Origin of the sequence: Natronococcus pandeyae, assembly GCF_008122205.1 — an archaeon.
GTDB classification, from domain to species: Archaea; Halobacteriota; Halobacteria; order Halobacteriales; family Natrialbaceae; genus Natronococcus; species Natronococcus pandeyae.
This window is the reverse complement of record NZ_PHNJ01000001.1, coordinates 45833-62159: the sequence shown is the minus strand read 5'-3', so window position 1 is coordinate 62159 and position 16327 is coordinate 45833. Positions and strand designations below refer to the sequence as shown.

The window sequence follows — 16327 nt, the reverse complement described above, 5'->3', positions numbered from 1 at the left end:
ACAGGTGGTCGAAATCCTGCAAATCGGTACGTCCGACCGCATCACTCGACGTCTCGAAAGAGCCCGTCCCGGAGGTCGCGGCCGAAGTAGTAGCCGCCGACGCAGGCGGCGAGACCGGCGCTGGCACCGACGGCGAGGACGGCCTGACCGGAGCCGGCGACCGCCAGAACCGCGTAGTTGGCGAGCGCGGCCACGGAGCCGACCGAGGCGCCGGCCGCGGTCATCTCGAGGTAGCGCCGCTTCGACGTGACAAGGCCGACGATGAACGCAACGGCGAACATTCCGACGATGCGGCCGGCAAACGGGATCGCCAGTCCACCGGCGAGCAGGCCGGCGCCGACGACGAGGACGAGCGCGAGAAACGCCTTCGGCGAGAAATATCGGTAGAGCGAGGGAGCAGACGGCAGCGAGAGGAACGACGAAACCGACGGGAGCCGGGACGACCTCGAGGACGAGGATTCCGGCGCCGTCGATTCTGGCTCACGCTCCGTCGCCGATCGGGCGGACGGCTCGCCGGTGTCGGCGTCCGCCCCCGAAAGCAGCTGTTCCGTCTCCGAAAGCAGCTCGTCGGTCGAGTGCGGAGACCGCTCGCTCGTTTCGGTGAGCTCGTCGGAACGGTTGCCCATACGTTTCGACAGGAGCGCCGGTACCAAGGATGTTTCCCACATCGACAGGGGTCCTTTTTACACCCGCCGTCGTATCGGTGGGCAGTGAGCACCGAGTTGATCATCTTCGGGGTGATTTCGATTGCTCTCGGGGGAGGGCTGCTCTACGCTGGTCGGCACCTGTACCCGCGGCTCGATCTCACCCGCGATGCGTTGAGTACCGTCCGGCTACTGACGGCGATAATCGCCGGCGTGCTCTTGTTGACGGGTCTCGGACTCGTCGCCGTTGGGCTGCTCACGTAGTCCACGGCCTCGGGGCGAAAGCGTGCCTTCAAGTCCGCCGCCGCGCAACGAGAATTTATGAATCCAGGCGACCGCGTTCACGTCGATCGCGCGGACCGCACCTACGAAGGCGTGTTGCTCCCCTCCAGCACGGACGATCAGCTCGTGGTGAAACTCGAGGGCGGCTACAACGTCGGTATCGACCGTGACGCCGCCGACGTCGAAGTTCTCGCCGAGGACGTCTACGAGATCGATAGCTCGAGCAGCGACGACGGCGCCTCCGAAGTCGAGTTCGACGAGGAGTTGCCGACGATCTCGCTGATCTCGACCGGCGGCACCATCGCCTCGACGGTCGACTACCGCACCGGCGCCGTCACGGCGCAGTTCGACGCGGAGGACGTTCTCCGGGCGGTTCCGGACCTCGCCGGCCGCGCAAACTACCGCGGGCGAGTCGTCGCGAACATCCTGTCGGAGAATATGGAACCGCCGATCTGGCAGGAACTCGCCGAGGCCGTCCGCGACGAGATCGAGAGCGGCGCCGACGGCGTCGTCGTCATGCACGGCACCGACACGATGCAGTACTCCGCGTCGGCGCTCGCGTTCATGCTCGAGACGCCCGTCCCGATCGTCTTTACGGGCAGCCAGCGCTCGGCCGACCGGCCGTCGTCGGACAACGTGATGAACGCCGTCTGCGCCGTCGAGGCCGCCAAAAGCGACTGCGCGGAGGTCATGGTCTGTATGCACGCCTCCGAGAGCGACGACCGGTGTGCGCTCCACCGCGGTACTCGGGTCCGGAAGAACCACACCTCCCGCCGCGACGCCTTCGAGACGATCGGCGCCGAACCGCTCGGGATCGTCGATTACGAAACTGAGGCGGTTTCGTTCCATCGGAGTCACCAGCAGCGTGGAGAGAGCGACCTCTCGCTCGAGGCCGACCTCGAGAACGAGGTCGAACTGCTGAAGTTCACGCCGGGAATGGACCCGGCCTTCCTCGACGTCGCCGAGGGGAGCGAGGGACTCGTCCTCGAGGGCACTGGACTCGGACACGTCCACACCGACTTCATCCCGCGAATCGAGGAGTTGGTCGAGGACGGCACCACGGTCGTCATGACCAGTCAGTGTCTCGAGGGGCGGGTCTGTGACCGCGTCTACGACACGGGTCGCGACCTGCTCGAGGCGGGCGTCGTCGAGGCCGGCGACACCCTGCCCGGAACGGCGAAGGTCAAACTGATGTGGACGCTCGCGAACGCCGAGCACGTCCCGGAGGCGATGCAGACGTCGCTGGCCGGCGAACTGCAGGAGCGGTCGACCCCCTGGAACTGATATCGATGTCGGTCGGCATCGAAATACGGCGAGCGACGCACGACGATTACGAGGGCGTCAAGGCCTTCACCGAGGACCTGTGGGAGGACCGCGGCGGCGACTACATCCCGGAGATCTACCACGACTGGCTCGAGGACGACGACGAGGACCACAAGAAGACGTTCCTCGCCGACGCCGGCGACGACGTCGCAGGAATCGTCCAGGCCGTGATGCTCTCGCCGGACGAGGCCTGGTTCCAGGGGATGCGCGTCAACCCCGACTACCAGCGCCAGGGACTGAGCGGCCGGCTGAACGAGGCCTGCTTCGAGTGGGCCCGCGAGAAGGGCGCGACCGTCGGTCGAATCATGATCTTCTCGTGGAACGCCGCCTCCCTCGGTGCGGCGCGAAAGGGCGGGTTCGACCCGTCTACGGAGTTCCGCTTCGCGCATCCGGAACCTGATTCGAGCGCGTCGGGGCCGGATCCGGTCTCGAGCGACCCCGCGGCCGCCTGGCGCTACTGGACGCGCTGCGACGCACGCGACCACCTGGGTGGACTCGGCTTCGCTCCGGAGGAGACGTGGGCGATGCGCGAACTCACCCGCGAGGATTTCGAGAGGTTCGCCGACGAGACGGCGGTCTTCGCCGTCGAACGCGAGCGCGAGAGCGACCGGGAACAGGGACTGGCGGGCGCGTCGTACCGCGTCCGAACGTACGATCGGGAGAGCGACGGCGAGACGGAAACCTGGGCGGAGTACGGTGTTGGCGCCTGGGAGGACGTCGACGCCGCTCGAGCGCTGTTCGCCGCGATCGCGCGGGATGCCGCCGCCGTCGGGGCCGACCGGACCCGTGTCCTGATTCCCGAGACGTGCGCGTTCGTCAGCGACGCCTCTTATGCGGGTGCGGAGATTTCGGAGGAACCGGACTTCGTTCTCGGTGCCGATCTCTCCGAGAACAGGTGAGCGATCGGGGCCGACGGGAGCGTCGCTCACGGGACGAGACGACGAACAGTCGACTTCGGTTCTGGTTCTGAAGACCGATATCGACCGAGCGATCGTCGCTCCCTACCAGATCCCGAGCAGTAGCCCGACGATTTCGACGATGACGTACAGCCAGACGACGTAGGCGATCGCCCCCGCGGTGAGCACCACGCCTAACAGGTTGAGGATCTGCCGTCGCTTCCGGACTGCCACGTCCACGCTACAGACCTCCTCGTTCACGTAGAGGTGGACGACGAACGCGCTCAGGAGAAACGTCAACCCGGCCAGTCGGAACGCCCAGGCGTACTCGTAGTAGAGCAAATCCGTCAGTGAGACGGCGTAGCTGACCGATCCGATCCCGAGCAGGACGACGGCGACGGGGGTAAAACAGCAGAGGCCGCCGATGAACGCGGCGACCGGGACGAACCGCACGAGAAACCGACGATCGGTCTCGGTCAACTCCTCGGAACCGGCCATGGGTGAACGAGGAGTCCCGTGAGCAAAACGCTGCTGCGGCGGTGTGTCGCTACTGAACACCCGGATACCGAACGGTAGGAGCGAGACCCGCCTCGGCTGCTGTCCCTCACTGCTGGCAGTGTGAGAGCAGGTCGAGGACGCCCACACGACAGACAACTGTGGTATTCGGCAGTGTGAGAGCAACACGTTAGCTATCATAGAGCAAGGTTATGCCCTCAGTAATCCAATATAGAGGGGATCATGACCGAGCGTATGAGGAACGGAAGCGAGGGATTGACGGCCGAGAGTGCATCGTCGCAGGTGATCGAAAACCCGATCGCGGGAGAACAGGTGACGTTCCTGCGCCGAAGAGACGACACCGACGGCGAACTCGTCGAGTTGGAACTCGTGGCCGAACCGTTCGCGGCCGGTCCGCCCGAACACGTCCACGACCACCAGGAGGAGCGCTTCGAGATTCTCGCGGGAAGCGTTACCGGCACACTCGATGGGGAGCCGTTTACTGCTACCGCCGGTGACTCCCTCGTCGTTTCGGCCGGAACGCCGCATCGGTGGTGGAACGACGGCGAGGAGGAACTGCGGGCCCGCGTCGAGGTCCGTCCCGCACTCGAGATCGCCGAGTTTCTGGAGACTGTCTACGGACTCGCGGCGGACGGCAAGACGAACGCGAAGGGGATTCCGAACCCCCTGCAGATGGCCGTGATCGCGGATCACTACTGGGAGACCAACCACCTCGTCAGTCCACCGGCCCCGATACAGAAACTGGTGTTCTCCCTGCTCGCTCCGCTCGGCCGGCTGGTCGGCTATCGAGCGTTCTACCCCGAGTACAGCTCGCGGTCGGACCGCGTAGACTGAACTCGACGAATCGCACCCTCCCCGACCGGAAACGTCCCTGTGAAAGACACGCGAACAGTCTCCCACGATGGAAATGCTCAGTTACAGACTGTTTCGACGAAATGTAATATATGCATCAACTCTGTCGGAAATGTGCGAGAGAAAGAGACGGCCGACAAACGATTTTGACCGGCGTTTCGGCTGGTTCAACCCCAAATCCATCCCCATTTTCCACATTCTGGCTGATAACCAGAGTTTCCACAATTCGTATCAGTTGGCATATGTTTATCTCCTCAAATGTCGTCCGTACTACTGTATCATGGGAACAACCACCAACGACGCAACTATCACCGACGCGGAACTCGAACTCGAGGACGCACCCGAACGCCGTTCTACGCTGGCGAGGGCCCGAGTGGGGATCTTCTATCTCCCGCTCGCGCTGGCCGGCGTGATGACGGTCGCGTTCCTCCCGGATCTGCTCGCGACACTCGTTACGGGCTGGACTGCCGACGGTGCGGCGGAACTCGGCATCCACCGACTCCACGTGATGGGTATCGCCACCGTCGTGTCGGTGTTCCTGCTCGGCCTGTTCGCACAGGCCTACCAGCCGAAAAAGCGCGTCGCGTCGATGTGGGGTGCGTTCCTCGTCATCCTCGCCGTCACCGCCGGCACCGTCTGGTACGGTGTCGGACGGCCGGAGGAGGTCATCCCGTTCTTTGTGGTCACGGGGATCGCCCTCGTTGCACACCCGGCGGGTCGAACACTGTTCCGGCGCGGTGACTCCTACAGCCCGGCGCTCCTGGCGCTGGTCGCCGTCGCCGCAGTTCCGTTAATCGCGTTCGTCGCGACGCAGTTGAGCCTCACCACGATCACGAGCGATTCCCACGCCACGATGGGCCACTACGTGATGATGGCTGGCCTCGCGATCGCGCCGCTCGCGTACGGCAGTTTCGCTGCGCTCGGGTTCGATGGCTGGCGATTCGCCTCGTGGCTCGCCGCCCTCCCGATGGCCTACTACGGCCTCATGTCCATCGCCTTCCCCGCGCAGGCGGGCTCGACGGGCACGATGTGGGGGATCGCGGCCATCCTCTGGGCGATCGCGTTCGTCGCGATCGCGGAGTACTCGCGGGTGGGACCGTCCGGGATACTCCGACGCGAGATCGAGCGATCGAATTATCGTGACAACTGAAACGATTTACACACTGATCGCACAGTTGTCGTGCGATCAGGTGTGCATTGACTTTCAGTGGCTACTATAGATGGTCGCGGCGGTTCTCGATCCGACCGACGACAGTAGTCGACTTTCGGGTGCCGCTCCGTCACCCGTTCCGACGTACCAGGCTGATCGTTCGTCGCAACCGCTCATCGTTCGAGTGGATGGTTCTCGTTTCTCCCGGTCGATCGGCGGCGGACCGAACGGCGCAACTGAAAGAAACGAAGACACGATTCGATCGAACGATGACCGCCCGTCGATCCTCTTCTGGCGATTCCAGACCTGGTCTGAACGGACTCAGCCGCCGCTGACCGGCGGAAACAGCGCCAGTTCGTCGCCCTCCTCGAGTTCCGTCTCGAGTCCCTCCTCCTCGACGAGCACGTTCGTTCCGTTGCGCAGGACGTTGATCTGTGAGCGCAGTTCGCCGTCGTCGTCGAGCACGCGGGCCTCCAGGTCGGATCGGTCCGTGAGGAGTTCCTCGAGCGCGTCGCCGACGGTGTCGCCGGCCGCGGCGTCGACCGTGACGTGTTTGTCGCCCGCGCGTTCGGCGAGATCCGCGAACAGTTTCCACTCCGTGGGCATAGGTGGCGCTATCCGGGCCGGCGGCAAGTAGCTACCGCTCTCTCGGAACGACTGAAGCAGGTTCCACACTGATCGCACAGCGGCCGTGCGACCAGGTGTGTACTGACTGTCGGTGGCTACGACAGGATCCGACGCAGGGCGTCCGGACGCCCGAGCACGTACGCGACGTCGCCCGCGGCGAGACGGTGCGCTCCTGGCGGCAGCGCGACGGCGTCGTCCCCTCCGTCGATCGCGAGTACCAGGGCCGGAAGAGAGTCGATCGCGGTTCCCTCCAGCGAGCCACCAGAATCAACGGTCAACGCGGTGACGATCTCGTCGGCCGCTCGGAGCGCAGACACCAGTTCCCGCTCCGCTTCGGGCGTTCCCGGGAGCGTGACGAGTCGGTGTACAGCGTCGGTCTCGAGCGCCCGCACGTCGTCGGCGTCGACTGCGACGGTCGCCACGTCGTCGGCGGTGCCCCGGAGTTCGCCACCGGCGACGCACTGGAGCGCGTCGCCGCCGCCCTTTCGAGTCCAGATCTGGACCGCATCGCCCGGACTGGCGTCGGCCGCGGGATCGCCGCGAATCGCGACGGCGACGCTTCCGGGCGACAGGGTCGGCCCGATTCCCGCCGGGCGGCTGCCGAGTGCGAGATACTCGATCTCGCCGTCGGCCGTGAGTTCGACGTCGACGTGGCCGATCCCGTAGTCGCGCTCGAGCCGTCTGGTCAGCCGTTCGCGCAACTGCGCGACGGTCAGGCGCCGCGGAAAGAGGAACGTCTCCCCGGCGAGGTCCGCTTTCGTCGCCGACTCGACCGGGTCGTAGCCGTCCACGTCCTCGATCGTCTCCGGCAGTTCGACGGTGATCACGCGACCGGCCGAGCGGACGAGTTGACCCACGTCGTCGATCGTCCGCGGTGCGGTGAGCGAGAACACGTCCCGGGCGAGATGATCGCCGAGTCGCCGGCCGCCGTCGGCGGCGATAGCGCTCGCGACGAAGACGACGACCGTGTAGACCGCGGTTTCGGTCTCGAGCAGCGGCGTCGTCCCGATGATCGCGTCCTGCAGGGCCGTCTTCGTGTTCAACCAGATGGCGACGGCCGTGACGCCGACCAGAATGCCGACGCCCTCGGCCAGTTCGTCGGCGCTGTACCATCGAAACGCGATCGCCGCGGTCGCCGCCGCGCCGGCCGCGAGGACGCTGAACCCGAGGATCCGGACGAGGGCGTCCAGCAGCACCTCGAGCGCCGGCTCCGTCTGTGCGACGATGCCGATCACGCGCGATCACCGCCGTTCGGTCCACCGAGCCCGTCCGCGCTCATCTGCCGACCGCCTCCGCGACGGCGTCCGTCACTCCCTCCGGACCGGCGACGAACAGCTCGTCGCCGGGCTCGAGCGTCGACGCGGAATCCGGGGCGAACAGCCATCCGTGCCGGCGATCGTCCGTTTCGCTCTCCTGTCGGCGAATCGCGATCACCGTCACGTCCGCCGACGAGAGCGGCTCGTCCGACGCGGCGGTCGAACCGACGGTGACCCGGCGAATCGCGTAGCCGGCGCGCTTGACCAGGGCGAAGGCCTCGAAGTCGCGGTTCGTGCTGCGCGAGCGAACGACCAGACGCGGCGTCTCGGCCTCGAGCAGCGGTTTCACGTTCTCGCGGTCGATAGCGAGGGTGACCCGACCGACGCCGCCGGCGCTCGCGACGGCGGATCCGCCCGACGACGGGGGCACCGACTCGTCCTCGCCGCCGTCGGGAACCGCCGGCTCGGTTCGATCCGAAACGGTTTCCGCCGTTTCCGCCCCGCGTTCGTCGTCGATTTCGGTCCTGACGCTCAGGATCGCCCCGGCGATCGATCGCTTGGCCGTCCGAACCGTCACCTCGTCCCCGCGGGCCAGTCCCGTCGGGACGAGCGTCCCGATCGAGACCGCGCGCTTCCCGTCCGGAACGCGCCGCGAGAGGCCGCCGGCGGGCGGTGCCGCGGCGATCGACGCGCGAGCCTGCTCGTCGATCGAGACGGCGACATCCGCGAGGTCGTGTTCGGTTCGCAGCCGCTCCTCGAGCCGGCGTTCGAGTTCCGACAGCGGGAGGTCCGCGGGGAGCCGCCAGGAGTCAGTTCGAAGGGTCGCGCGGAGATCGGACGGGAGCGGCGGATACCCCTCTACGTCGCTGATCTCGCCGGTCGGGCGGATCGTAACCTGGCCGACCGTGCCGACGAATTCGATCACGTCGGCTGACAGCGTCCGGTGGCGTAGCTGGGAGAGCGAGAGTCGCCGCGGCAGTTCGGCGCCGAGCTTGTCGCCCTGGTTGTGGGCGTACAGCGCGAGCATCAGGACGACCAGCACGGCGACGAGCAGCCGGGGCGACTGGGCGATATCGGGCTCGACGAGGCCGAGGAGCCCGCCCTGGATGCTGGCGATCGAGAGCGCCAGGACGACCACACCGAAGCCGGGGAGCGTGACGCCGGTTACGTAGCGGACGAGAAAGCCGAGCGCGCCGGCGACGAACGCGGGAACGATGCCCGTCAGGAGGCCGAGATAGAGTCCGAGCAGTATTTCGACCGGAAGCGTCATTATCGGTCGGTCGCCCGGAACGGTTAAACCGGTACCGACCGGCGGCACGTCGCAGCCCAAACGAATTTGGTGCGCGGCGGGGAACGAGTGGAAGAAACCCACGATGAGTTCCGATCCACCACAAGTCGCGATCGCCTGCCAGGGCGGCGGCAGCCACACGGCGTTCACCGCCGGCGTTCTCGCCCGATTGCTCGAAGACGGCGCCCTCGAGCGCGACGTCGATATCGTCGGATTCAGCGGGACCTCCGGCGGCGCCGTCTGCGCGTCGCTCGCGTGGTACGGGCGCGAACACCCCGATCACGAACCCGACGAACTCCTCGCCGACTACTGGAGCGAGATGGCGGCCCGCGGGCCGGTCGAGCGGGTGACGAACGAGGCGGTCCGCTGGGGCAGTCGACTCGAGCGCATGGGCGTTCCGCTGCCCGACGTCAGTCCGTACCGGTCGCCGGCCGCGCTCTGGGGCCGACGGGAGTTTCTGGAACTTCTCGAGCGACACATCGACTTCGACGCGATGCCCGACCTCCTCGACGGCACCAATCCGGCGCTGCTCGTCAGCGCCATCGACGTCCTCTCGGGCGAGTTCAGGCTCTTTCGCGAGGACGAACTCTCGCCGGAGGCGATTCTGGCGTCGGCCGCGATTCCGTACGTCTTCCGGGCCGTCGAAATTAATGGAGCACACTACTGGGACGGGCTCTTCTCGAAGAATCCGCCGGTCAAGGACTTCGTGACCAATCGGGAGACACCCGACCCCGACGAAATCTGGATCGTCAAGATCAATCCGCAGCGTCGCAATCGCGTCCCAAAGTCGCCGGACGGGATCGCCGATCGGCGGAACGAGCTCTCGGGAAACAAGTCCCTGAACGGCGAGGTCAGCTTCATCGAACACGTCAACGACTGGGTCGAGAAGGGGTATCTGCCCGAGAAGTTCACTCACACCGAGATCGAGCGCATTCGCTTCCGGCGACCGGATCTCGGCTGGCGGACGAAACTCGATCGGAGCCCGGCGTTCATCGAAGGATTGTTCGCCGACGGCGAGGACGCTGCCGAAGCGTTTCTCGCGGATCGGCACGCAGCCGGAGACGAAGACGTTTAACCTGCCACGCACCGGATCGATAGTATGGTCGGCGAGCGCGTCGTAGATCGATTGCCCGACAACTGGCGCTGGATCGTGACGACGCGAGCGGCCGTCGTGCTCGCCCTGCTCGTCGCGTTGCTCTCGGTTGCAACCGGCATTTACAACATCGACCAGGAGGCCGCCGACTTCGGCCCCGTCGCTTCTCACGTTCCGCTTGCCGTCCAGGAAGCGGTCGGCTTTACCGGCGCACTGACCGGATTCCTGATGGTCGGCAGTGCACTCGCACTCAGACGGAGGCTACGAGCCGGATGGTGGGCGACACTCCTGTTGTTGCCACTGACAGCAGTTCAGGGGTTACTGCAGGCGAGTCCGTACTCGCTCCCGCTCGTCGTCCTCTCGGTGTGTACTCTTCCAACCTTGTTGCTCACTCGACGACAATTCGACCGCTCGCTCTCGCTGACGACGACCCAGCTCGCCGCCGGCGGCGCGCTGGTCGGCGTCCAGGCCTACGGCACGTTCGGTGCGTACGCCCTGCGCGAGGACTTCGACGGTATCGAACACCTGCTCGACGCGTTCTATTTCACGTTGATCACCTCGAGCACGGTCGGCTACGGCGACATCGGCCCCGAAACCGAGGAAGCGATGCTGTTTACGATGTCCGTCGTCGTCCTCGGTGTCGCCAGCTTCGGTATCGCCATCGGGGCACTCGTCGGACCGGCGATTCAGGCCCGTATCTCGAAAACACTTGGAAAGATGACCGACTCAGAACTCGAACTCCTCGACAACCACGTCGTCGTCCTCGGCTACGGGGACCTGACCGAACCGATCGTCAACGAACTCCACGAGGCGGACGTCCAGTTCGTCGTCGTCACCGACGACGAGTCGGCGGCGACCGAACTCTCGGATCGCGACATCCGGGTGCTCACCGCCAACCCGAGTGACGAGGAACCGCTCCGGCGAGTGAGAATGGAAGACGCACGCGCCGTCCTGGTCGCTACGGACAACGACGCCGAAGACGCGCTGGCAGTGCTGACAGCACGCCAGCTTCGACCCAACATTCGTATCGTTACCGCGGCAACCGACCGTCAGAACACGCGAAAGCTCAAGCGAGCGGGTGCGGACGACGTCATCAGCCTCGCCGAACTCGGCGGCCACCTGCTCGTTCGCTCGGCGCTCGGAAAGGACGAGTCGCCGGTCGTCTCGCGGCTGCTCGAGTCCGAGTGACGGTCACGGTACGACCGACCGCTTCTGCTACCCGCGGTTATGCCGGCGAGTCAGGCCCACCCTCGAGAATCTCGACGCCGCTCGAGGCGCCGATCCGTTCGGCGCCGGCCTCGAGCATCGCCATCGCCTCGTCGTAGCTGCCGACGCCACCGCTGGCCTTGACGGGCAGGTACTCGCTCATCAGTTCGACGTCCTCGATCGTCGCGCCGCCATCTGCGAACCCCGTCGAGGTCTTCACCATCGTGGCGTCGGCCTCGCGGGCCGCCTCGCAGGCCCGGTGTTTCTCCTCGTCGGTCAGCAGTGCCGTTTCGATGATAACCTTGACCGGAATCGGGACGGCGGCGACGAGTTCGGCGAGTTCGGCCTCGACGGCCTCGAGGTCGCCCGCCTGCACACGGGCGACGTTGATCACGACGTCGAGTTCGTCGGCGCCGGCCTTCCAGGCGAGGACGCCCTCGCGGCGTTTCACCTGCGGGGCGTTCTGGCCGTGGGGGAACCCGATGACGGTCGCGAGCGTCACGTCCGGCGCGTACTCGGCGGCGTGCTCTAACGCGTACGGCGGGATACAGGCGTTCATCCCGTGCTCGGAAGCCGCGTCGAGGACGTCCTCGACGTCGGCGAGCGTCGTCTCGGGACCGAGGACGGTGTGATCGATCAGCGGCGCGAGATCGGTGCGATCCATAGCGGACCGACTCGGTGAACCATCAAAAACCTGCCCGATCCCTTATTGGTCCCGGCCTGTTACGACGGGTATGGCAGACGACTATCCCGGCGTCGATACGTTCGTCGAAGACACCGCCGAGGACATCGCGAAGATGGAGATCCGGGGCGCGGCGACGATCGCCGACGCGGCGGCGGAGGCCCTCGCCGTCCAGGCCGATCGGTCCGACGCCGCGACGCCCGCGGCGTTCCGTGCACAGTTGCGCGCCGCCGCCAGACGACTCTACGAGACCAGGCCGACCGCCGTGAGCCTGCCGAACGCGCTCCGGTACGTGCTCCAGGGGATCGACGGCGAGACCGTCTCCGAACTCCAGGAGTCGACGATCACCCGCGCCGAGGAGTTCCAGGTCGACCTCGAGCAGGCCCAGGAGCGACTCGGCGAGGTCGGGGCGAACCGCCTTCGCGACGGCGACGTGGTGATGACCCACTGTCATTCGACGGACGCCCTCTCCTGCGTCGAGGCGGCGCTCGACGCCGGCAAACACGTCGAGGCGATCGTCAAGGAGACGCGGCCGCGCAAACAGGGACACATTACGGCGCGCCAGCTTCAAGAGTGGGGCGTCCCGGTCACGCTGGTCGTCGACAACGCGGCCCGACGGTACCTGGACGACGCGGATCACGTGCTGGTCGGCGCGGACAGCATCGCCGCCGACGGCAGCGTCATCAACAAGATCGGAACGAGCGGACTCGCCGTGAACGCCCGCGAGCGCGGCGTGCCGGTGATGGTCGCCGCCCAGACGATCAAGCTCCACCCCGACACGATGACCGGCCACACCGTCGCGATCGAGATGCGCGACGAGACCGAGGTGCTCTCCGAAGCCGAGCGGGCCGACATCACCGGCGGCAACCCGGCCGACGAGGGGCTGGTCGTCGAGAATCCCGGGTTCGACGTCACGCCGCCCCGATACGTCGACGCGATCGTCACCGAGCGCGGTCAGTTCCCGCCCGAGAGCATCGTCACGCTCATGCGAGAGCTGTTCGGCGACACGACGGCCGAGCCCTGGGAGGCGTAGCCGACCGGACGGCCGTCGGGTTCGGTTCTCCGAGAGGGGTGATGCGGTTCCGACGCTACCGCACGGTATGAGCGACGAGATTCGAGTCGTCGGTCCGACGACGGTCGACCCGGAAGAGCCGATCCCCGGGCTCGTCGAACGGGCGTAGCACTTCCGACGTCGACGAGGATCGAGCGGGCGACTGTCTTCGGCTGAGGGGACGACCGTCTTCGCGTCCGACACCTATCGGAAAGTGTTAGTCACTGCTGTGTGCCAGTGTGCACGTATGGTGCTTCCAGAGGGGTTTACGGTCCCACCGTGGCAGCTACTCGTGCCGCTCGTCGTGGTGCTAGTGGGCGTCGTTGCATTGCTGTGGGCGATCGGTCCGCCGGTGACCGATCGGACGGTGCTCGCGTTCGCACCGTGGATGATGTTTGGCTCGACGTTACACGTGCTTCACCGCCTCGAGGCGTACCCCGACAGCATCGCCGTGCTATTCAGTACGCCGAGTGTCTACCTGGTGACGGCGCTGGTCGCCGGTATCGTCTGGCTGATCGGCATCTTCCTCCACGCGGGCGGACTCCTGTCGACCATCGAGCGAGTCGTCGGCGTCGTCGGCACCGGCTTCTTCGTTACGTTCGCGACGATCACGATCATGGTCCGCTGGGAAGAGGGAGTCTTCGAGCCGTTCTGGCCCGTCATCGCCGTCGTCGTCACGGGAATCGTGACGGCGCTGGCCTGGATCGCGCTCAGTCTCTGGTTTACCGACGTCGCCGCCGTCACGGGGACGACGGGCGCGCTGGTCGTCTTCGGGCACGCCCTGGACGGCGTCTCGACCGCCATCGGCTACGACCTCCTCGGTGCCGGCGAAGAGGTCCCGCTCTCGCGGATGATCCTCGAGGCGGGGAGCTCCCTCCCGACCGCCGAGTACATCGGCGGCGGCTGGCTGTTCGTCGTCGTGAAGGTCGCGCTGGCGCTGGCGATCGTCGGCCTGTTCAAGGAGTACGTCGAGGACGCGCCGCGGCAGGCACGACTGCTCCTCGCGCTGATCGCCGCCGTCGGACTCGGCCCCGGAACCCACAACGTGTTGCTGTTCCTCGTCACCTAGACTTTTAGGCGCTGAAATCGTCTGCCCGATATCACCGATCTACTATGGTTACGGTCCTTACTGCCGGTCACATCAACTGGGACGTGACGCTACGTATCGATCGACTCCCCGTCGCCGACGGCGAGGCGTCGATCCGCTCGCAGTGTCAGTCCGGCGGCGGGAGCGCCGCGAACGTCGCCGCGACCCTCACCGGACTCGAGATCGACACCGGCCTCATCGGAAGCGTCGGCGACGACGACAACGGACTGCTCGCTCGCCACGAACTCGAAGAGGCCGGCGTCTCGATGGACGGAGTACGAATCGTCGATGGAGCGGACACGGCGGTCAAGTACCTGCTGGTCGAGGACAGCGGCGAGGTCGCAGTGCTGGGCAACGACGGCGTCAACGAAGCCGTCAGACCGGAAGACCTCGATCCGGAACGCATTCGGGCGGCCGAGCACGTTCACCTGACGAGCCAGCGGCCGGACACCGCGGCGGAAATCGCGTCGGTCGCGAGCGAGGCGGGCCGCACCGTCAGTTTCGATCCCGGCCGACGTCTCGACGACCGCGACTACGGCGAGGCGCTCTCGCTGGCCGACGTCATCTTCGTGAACGACCGGGAAGCCGAAACGGTGCTCGAGGACGAGTACCTCGGGTCGGATTTCGTCGACCAGATGGTCGTCGTCAAACACGGTGCCGACGGCGCGGAGGTGCACACGCCGGACGGAACCTACGTCCATCCGGGATTCGAGATCGACTCGGTCGATACGGCCGGAGCGGGCGATGCCTTCGCCGCCGGATTCATCGCGACGATGATCGCAGACGGCCCTCTGGACGGCGACGAGTTCGACATCGAACGGGCGCTCAAGTACGCGAACGCCTGCGGTGCACTCACCGCGATCCGAGAGGGGGCACGCAACGTCCCGTCGGCAGCCGAGGTCGAGTCGTTTCTCACGGATCGCTACTGAACGGTACTTCTTTATACACATCCGTATGACAGGAGAACTGCACGTGTCAGACACACGAACGACGAACGAGTGACGGGCGAACGACACGCGTCCGCCAATTCTCAATCGGTGTTAGGTAGCGGTACCTATTTGTCAAGTGGCGTTGGCCACTCGCACGGGTAGTCACGGAGACGTGACTGAGAGATATGAAGGAACGAACGAGAGGAGAGTCCCCTGGATGCGAGTTCGGTCAGCGCGTCCAGTACGATCGGAACGAGAACGAACCGCCAACTATCGCCGTTGCAACGGCTCTGGCAGCGTACCACGGCGAGGACGTTACCGCATCTAGCGTCCGGCTGTACGACTACGTCGATCCCGAAGCGCTCGATTCGCTCTTCGGAACCACTCACAGCGGGCACGACCGATCGGTCGGCAAAGTCGTGTTCGAGGTCGACGACCTCACGGTCGCTGTCAGATCCGACACAGTCGAGGTGTATCCGTCCAGGTAACTCGTCGTTCGACTCGATCGTTCGGCCCATATGGGGGGTCACGGATGGCGTCGAGGATCGCCGACCGATGGACGGTCGGGACTCGTCCTCGAACCTTTTTTCTCGTCGCCCGCGGAACGCGGGCGTATGGCAACGCAACCACACCTGCTGGTCGACGACGGAGAGCTTTCCGATATCGCGCTCATCCCGGGCGATCCGGGCCGTGTCGACCGCATCGCAGACCACTGTGACGAGGCGGAGACCGTCGCCCAGAACCGCGAGTACAAGGTCGTCAACGCGACGTACGGCGATCGAGAGCTGACGATCTGTTCGACCGGGATCGGCTGTCCCTCCGCCGCAATCGCGATCGAGGAGATGGCGAACGTCGGCGTCGAGACGTTCATCCGCGTCGGCACGACCGGCGCGCTCCAGTCCGGCATCGAGATCGGCGACATGATCGTCGCGACCGGCGCGGCGAAGAACGAGGGGACCTCGAAGCGCTACGAGGCTGTCGACTACCCCGCAGTCCCGGACTACGACGTCCTCTCGTCGCTCGTCGACTCCGCCGAGGCAAATAACGAAGACGTTCACGTCGGCCCGATCGCTTCCGACGACGCCTACTACGCCGAAACCGACGAGTACGTCGCCGACTGGGAGGCCGCCGGAATGCTCTCGGTCGAGATGGAAGCCGCCGCGGTCTTCACGCTGGCGCGTCGGCGCGGCCTCCGCGCGGGCGCGATCTGTACCGTCGACGGCAACCTCGTCGAGGGAACCCAGAAGGGCACCGAAACCGAGGACGACGAACTCCCCGAGAAGGCGAAGAACAACGTGGGCCGGGCGATCGACATCGCGCTCGAGGCGACAACGGAGCTGTAACCGGCCGAAACCGCTGTCGACGCCGAACGTAGTTCCGGCGTTCTCGGCGATTCGTTTTCGCTCCGATATCGATCCGCTCGAGCGACGGCTGCCGGTGAAAAT

Annotated in this window: 18 protein-coding genes; 12 read left to right on the top strand and 6 right to left on the bottom strand. The window is 65.9% G+C overall.

Going from position 1 to position 16327, the window contains the following annotated elements; translation table 11 throughout:
• Positions 1 to 41: 41 nt before the first annotated feature.
• Positions 42 to 626 (bottom strand): DUF456 domain-containing protein, encoded by a 585-nt coding sequence (locus CV102_RS00330; RefSeq protein ID WP_148855676.1) that lies wholly within the window; start codon positions 624 to 626, stop codon positions 42 to 44.
• 84 nt (positions 627 to 710) lie between these two features.
• Between CV102_RS00330 and CV102_RS00325 the strand changes: the two genes are divergently transcribed.
• Genes CV102_RS00325 through CV102_RS00315 form a run of 3 tightly spaced genes read left to right on the top strand, consistent with a single transcriptional unit; the run spans position 711 to position 3148 of the window.
• The gene (locus tag CV102_RS00325; RefSeq protein WP_148855673.1) at positions 711 to 908 is read left to right on the top strand and encodes a hypothetical protein; all 198 of its coding nucleotides are present in this window, start codon (positions 711 to 713) and stop codon (positions 906 to 908) included.
• Positions 909 to 965: 57 nt separating this feature from the next.
• On the top strand, positions 966 to 2210 hold the full coding sequence (gatD, locus tag CV102_RS00320; protein WP_148855672.1) for a Glu-tRNA(Gln) amidotransferase subunit GatD: 1245 nt from the start codon (positions 966 to 968) through the stop codon (positions 2208 to 2210).
• 5 nt (positions 2211 to 2215) lie between these two features.
• On the top strand, positions 2216 to 3148 hold the full coding sequence (locus tag CV102_RS00315; RefSeq protein WP_148855670.1) for a GNAT family N-acetyltransferase: 933 nt from the start codon (positions 2216 to 2218) through the stop codon (positions 3146 to 3148).
• 102 nt (positions 3149 to 3250) lie between these two features.
• On the opposite strand, the gene CV102_RS00310 is transcribed toward CV102_RS00315, so the two are convergent.
• Positions 3251 to 3643, bottom strand: coding sequence for a hypothetical protein (locus CV102_RS00310; protein ID WP_148855668.1), 393 nt, complete (start codon positions 3641 to 3643; stop codon positions 3251 to 3253).
• 240 nt (positions 3644 to 3883) lie between these two features.
• Here CV102_RS00310 and CV102_RS00305 point away from each other — a divergent pair, with 240 nt between their 5' ends.
• Together CV102_RS00305 and CV102_RS00300 are read left to right on the top strand one after the other, a co-directional pair.
• Positions 3884 to 4495, top strand: a complete 612-nt coding sequence (locus CV102_RS00305; protein ID WP_148855666.1) for a cupin domain-containing protein — start codon at positions 3884 to 3886, stop codon at positions 4493 to 4495.
• 298 nt (positions 4496 to 4793) lie between these two features.
• Complete coding sequence (locus CV102_RS00300) at positions 4794 to 5663, top strand: hypothetical protein (protein WP_233710605.1); 870 nt, start codon at positions 4794 to 4796, stop codon at positions 5661 to 5663.
• Positions 5664 to 5984: 321 nt separating this feature from the next.
• Here CV102_RS00300 and CV102_RS00295 read toward each other — a convergent pair whose 3' ends face one another.
• The 3 genes from CV102_RS00295 to CV102_RS00285 all read right to left on the bottom strand — a co-directional run bounded on the left by CV102_RS00295 (position 5985) and on the right by CV102_RS00285 (position 8816).
• Complete coding sequence (locus CV102_RS00295) at positions 5985 to 6269, bottom strand: ubiquitin-like small modifier protein 1 (RefSeq protein WP_148855665.1); 285 nt, start codon at positions 6267 to 6269, stop codon at positions 5985 to 5987.
• A gap of 116 nt (positions 6270 to 6385) precedes the next feature.
• Positions 6386 to 7525, bottom strand: coding sequence for a TrkA C-terminal domain-containing protein (locus CV102_RS00290; protein ID WP_148855663.1), 1140 nt, complete (start codon positions 7523 to 7525; stop codon positions 6386 to 6388).
• A 40-nt stretch (positions 7526 to 7565) separates the two neighbouring features.
• Positions 7566 to 8816: a potassium transporter TrkA gene (locus tag CV102_RS00285; protein WP_148855661.1), complete on the bottom strand. Its 1251-nt coding sequence runs from the start codon at positions 8814 to 8816 to the stop codon at positions 7566 to 7568.
• A 103-nt stretch (positions 8817 to 8919) separates the two neighbouring features.
• Between CV102_RS00285 and CV102_RS00280 the strand changes: the two genes are divergently transcribed.
• Together CV102_RS00280 and CV102_RS00275 are read left to right on the top strand one after the other, a co-directional pair.
• Positions 8920 to 9909, top strand: a complete 990-nt coding sequence (locus tag CV102_RS00280) for a patatin-like phospholipase family protein (RefSeq protein WP_148855659.1) — start codon at positions 8920 to 8922, stop codon at positions 9907 to 9909.
• A 24-nt stretch (positions 9910 to 9933) separates the two neighbouring features.
• Entirely contained in the window at positions 9934 to 11115 is a 1182-nt protein-coding gene (locus CV102_RS00275; RefSeq protein WP_148855657.1) for an NAD-binding protein, read from the top strand.
• 37 nt (positions 11116 to 11152) lie between these two features.
• Here CV102_RS00275 and deoC read toward each other — a convergent pair whose 3' ends face one another.
• Entirely contained in the window at positions 11153 to 11797 is a 645-nt protein-coding gene (gene deoC / locus CV102_RS00270) for a deoxyribose-phosphate aldolase (RefSeq protein WP_148855655.1), read from the bottom strand.
• Between the two features lie 70 nt (positions 11798 to 11867).
• On the opposite strand from deoC, the gene CV102_RS00265 reads away from it, so the two are divergent.
• From CV102_RS00265 to CV102_RS00245, 5 genes are all read left to right on the top strand, one after another.
• Positions 11868 to 12848: a ribose 1,5-bisphosphate isomerase gene (locus tag CV102_RS00265; protein ID WP_148855653.1), complete on the top strand. Its 981-nt coding sequence runs from the start codon at positions 11868 to 11870 to the stop codon at positions 12846 to 12848.
• 265 nt (positions 12849 to 13113) lie between these two features.
• A complete protein-coding gene (locus tag CV102_RS00260) occupies positions 13114 to 13935 on the top strand; it encodes a DUF63 family protein (RefSeq protein ID WP_148855651.1) in 822 nt (273 codons plus the stop codon).
• 44 nt (positions 13936 to 13979) lie between these two features.
• The gene (locus CV102_RS00255; RefSeq protein WP_148855649.1) at positions 13980 to 14882 is read left to right on the top strand and encodes a carbohydrate kinase family protein; all 903 of its coding nucleotides are present in this window, start codon (positions 13980 to 13982) and stop codon (positions 14880 to 14882) included.
• 185 nt (positions 14883 to 15067) lie between these two features.
• A complete protein-coding gene (locus CV102_RS00250; protein ID WP_148855647.1) occupies positions 15068 to 15370 on the top strand; it encodes a HalOD1 output domain-containing protein in 303 nt (100 codons plus the stop codon).
• Positions 15371 to 15496: 126 nt separating this feature from the next.
• Positions 15497 to 16225 (top strand): nucleoside phosphorylase, encoded by a 729-nt coding sequence (locus CV102_RS00245; protein WP_148855646.1) that lies wholly within the window; start codon positions 15497 to 15499, stop codon positions 16223 to 16225.
• Positions 16226 to 16327: the final 102 nt, after the last annotated feature.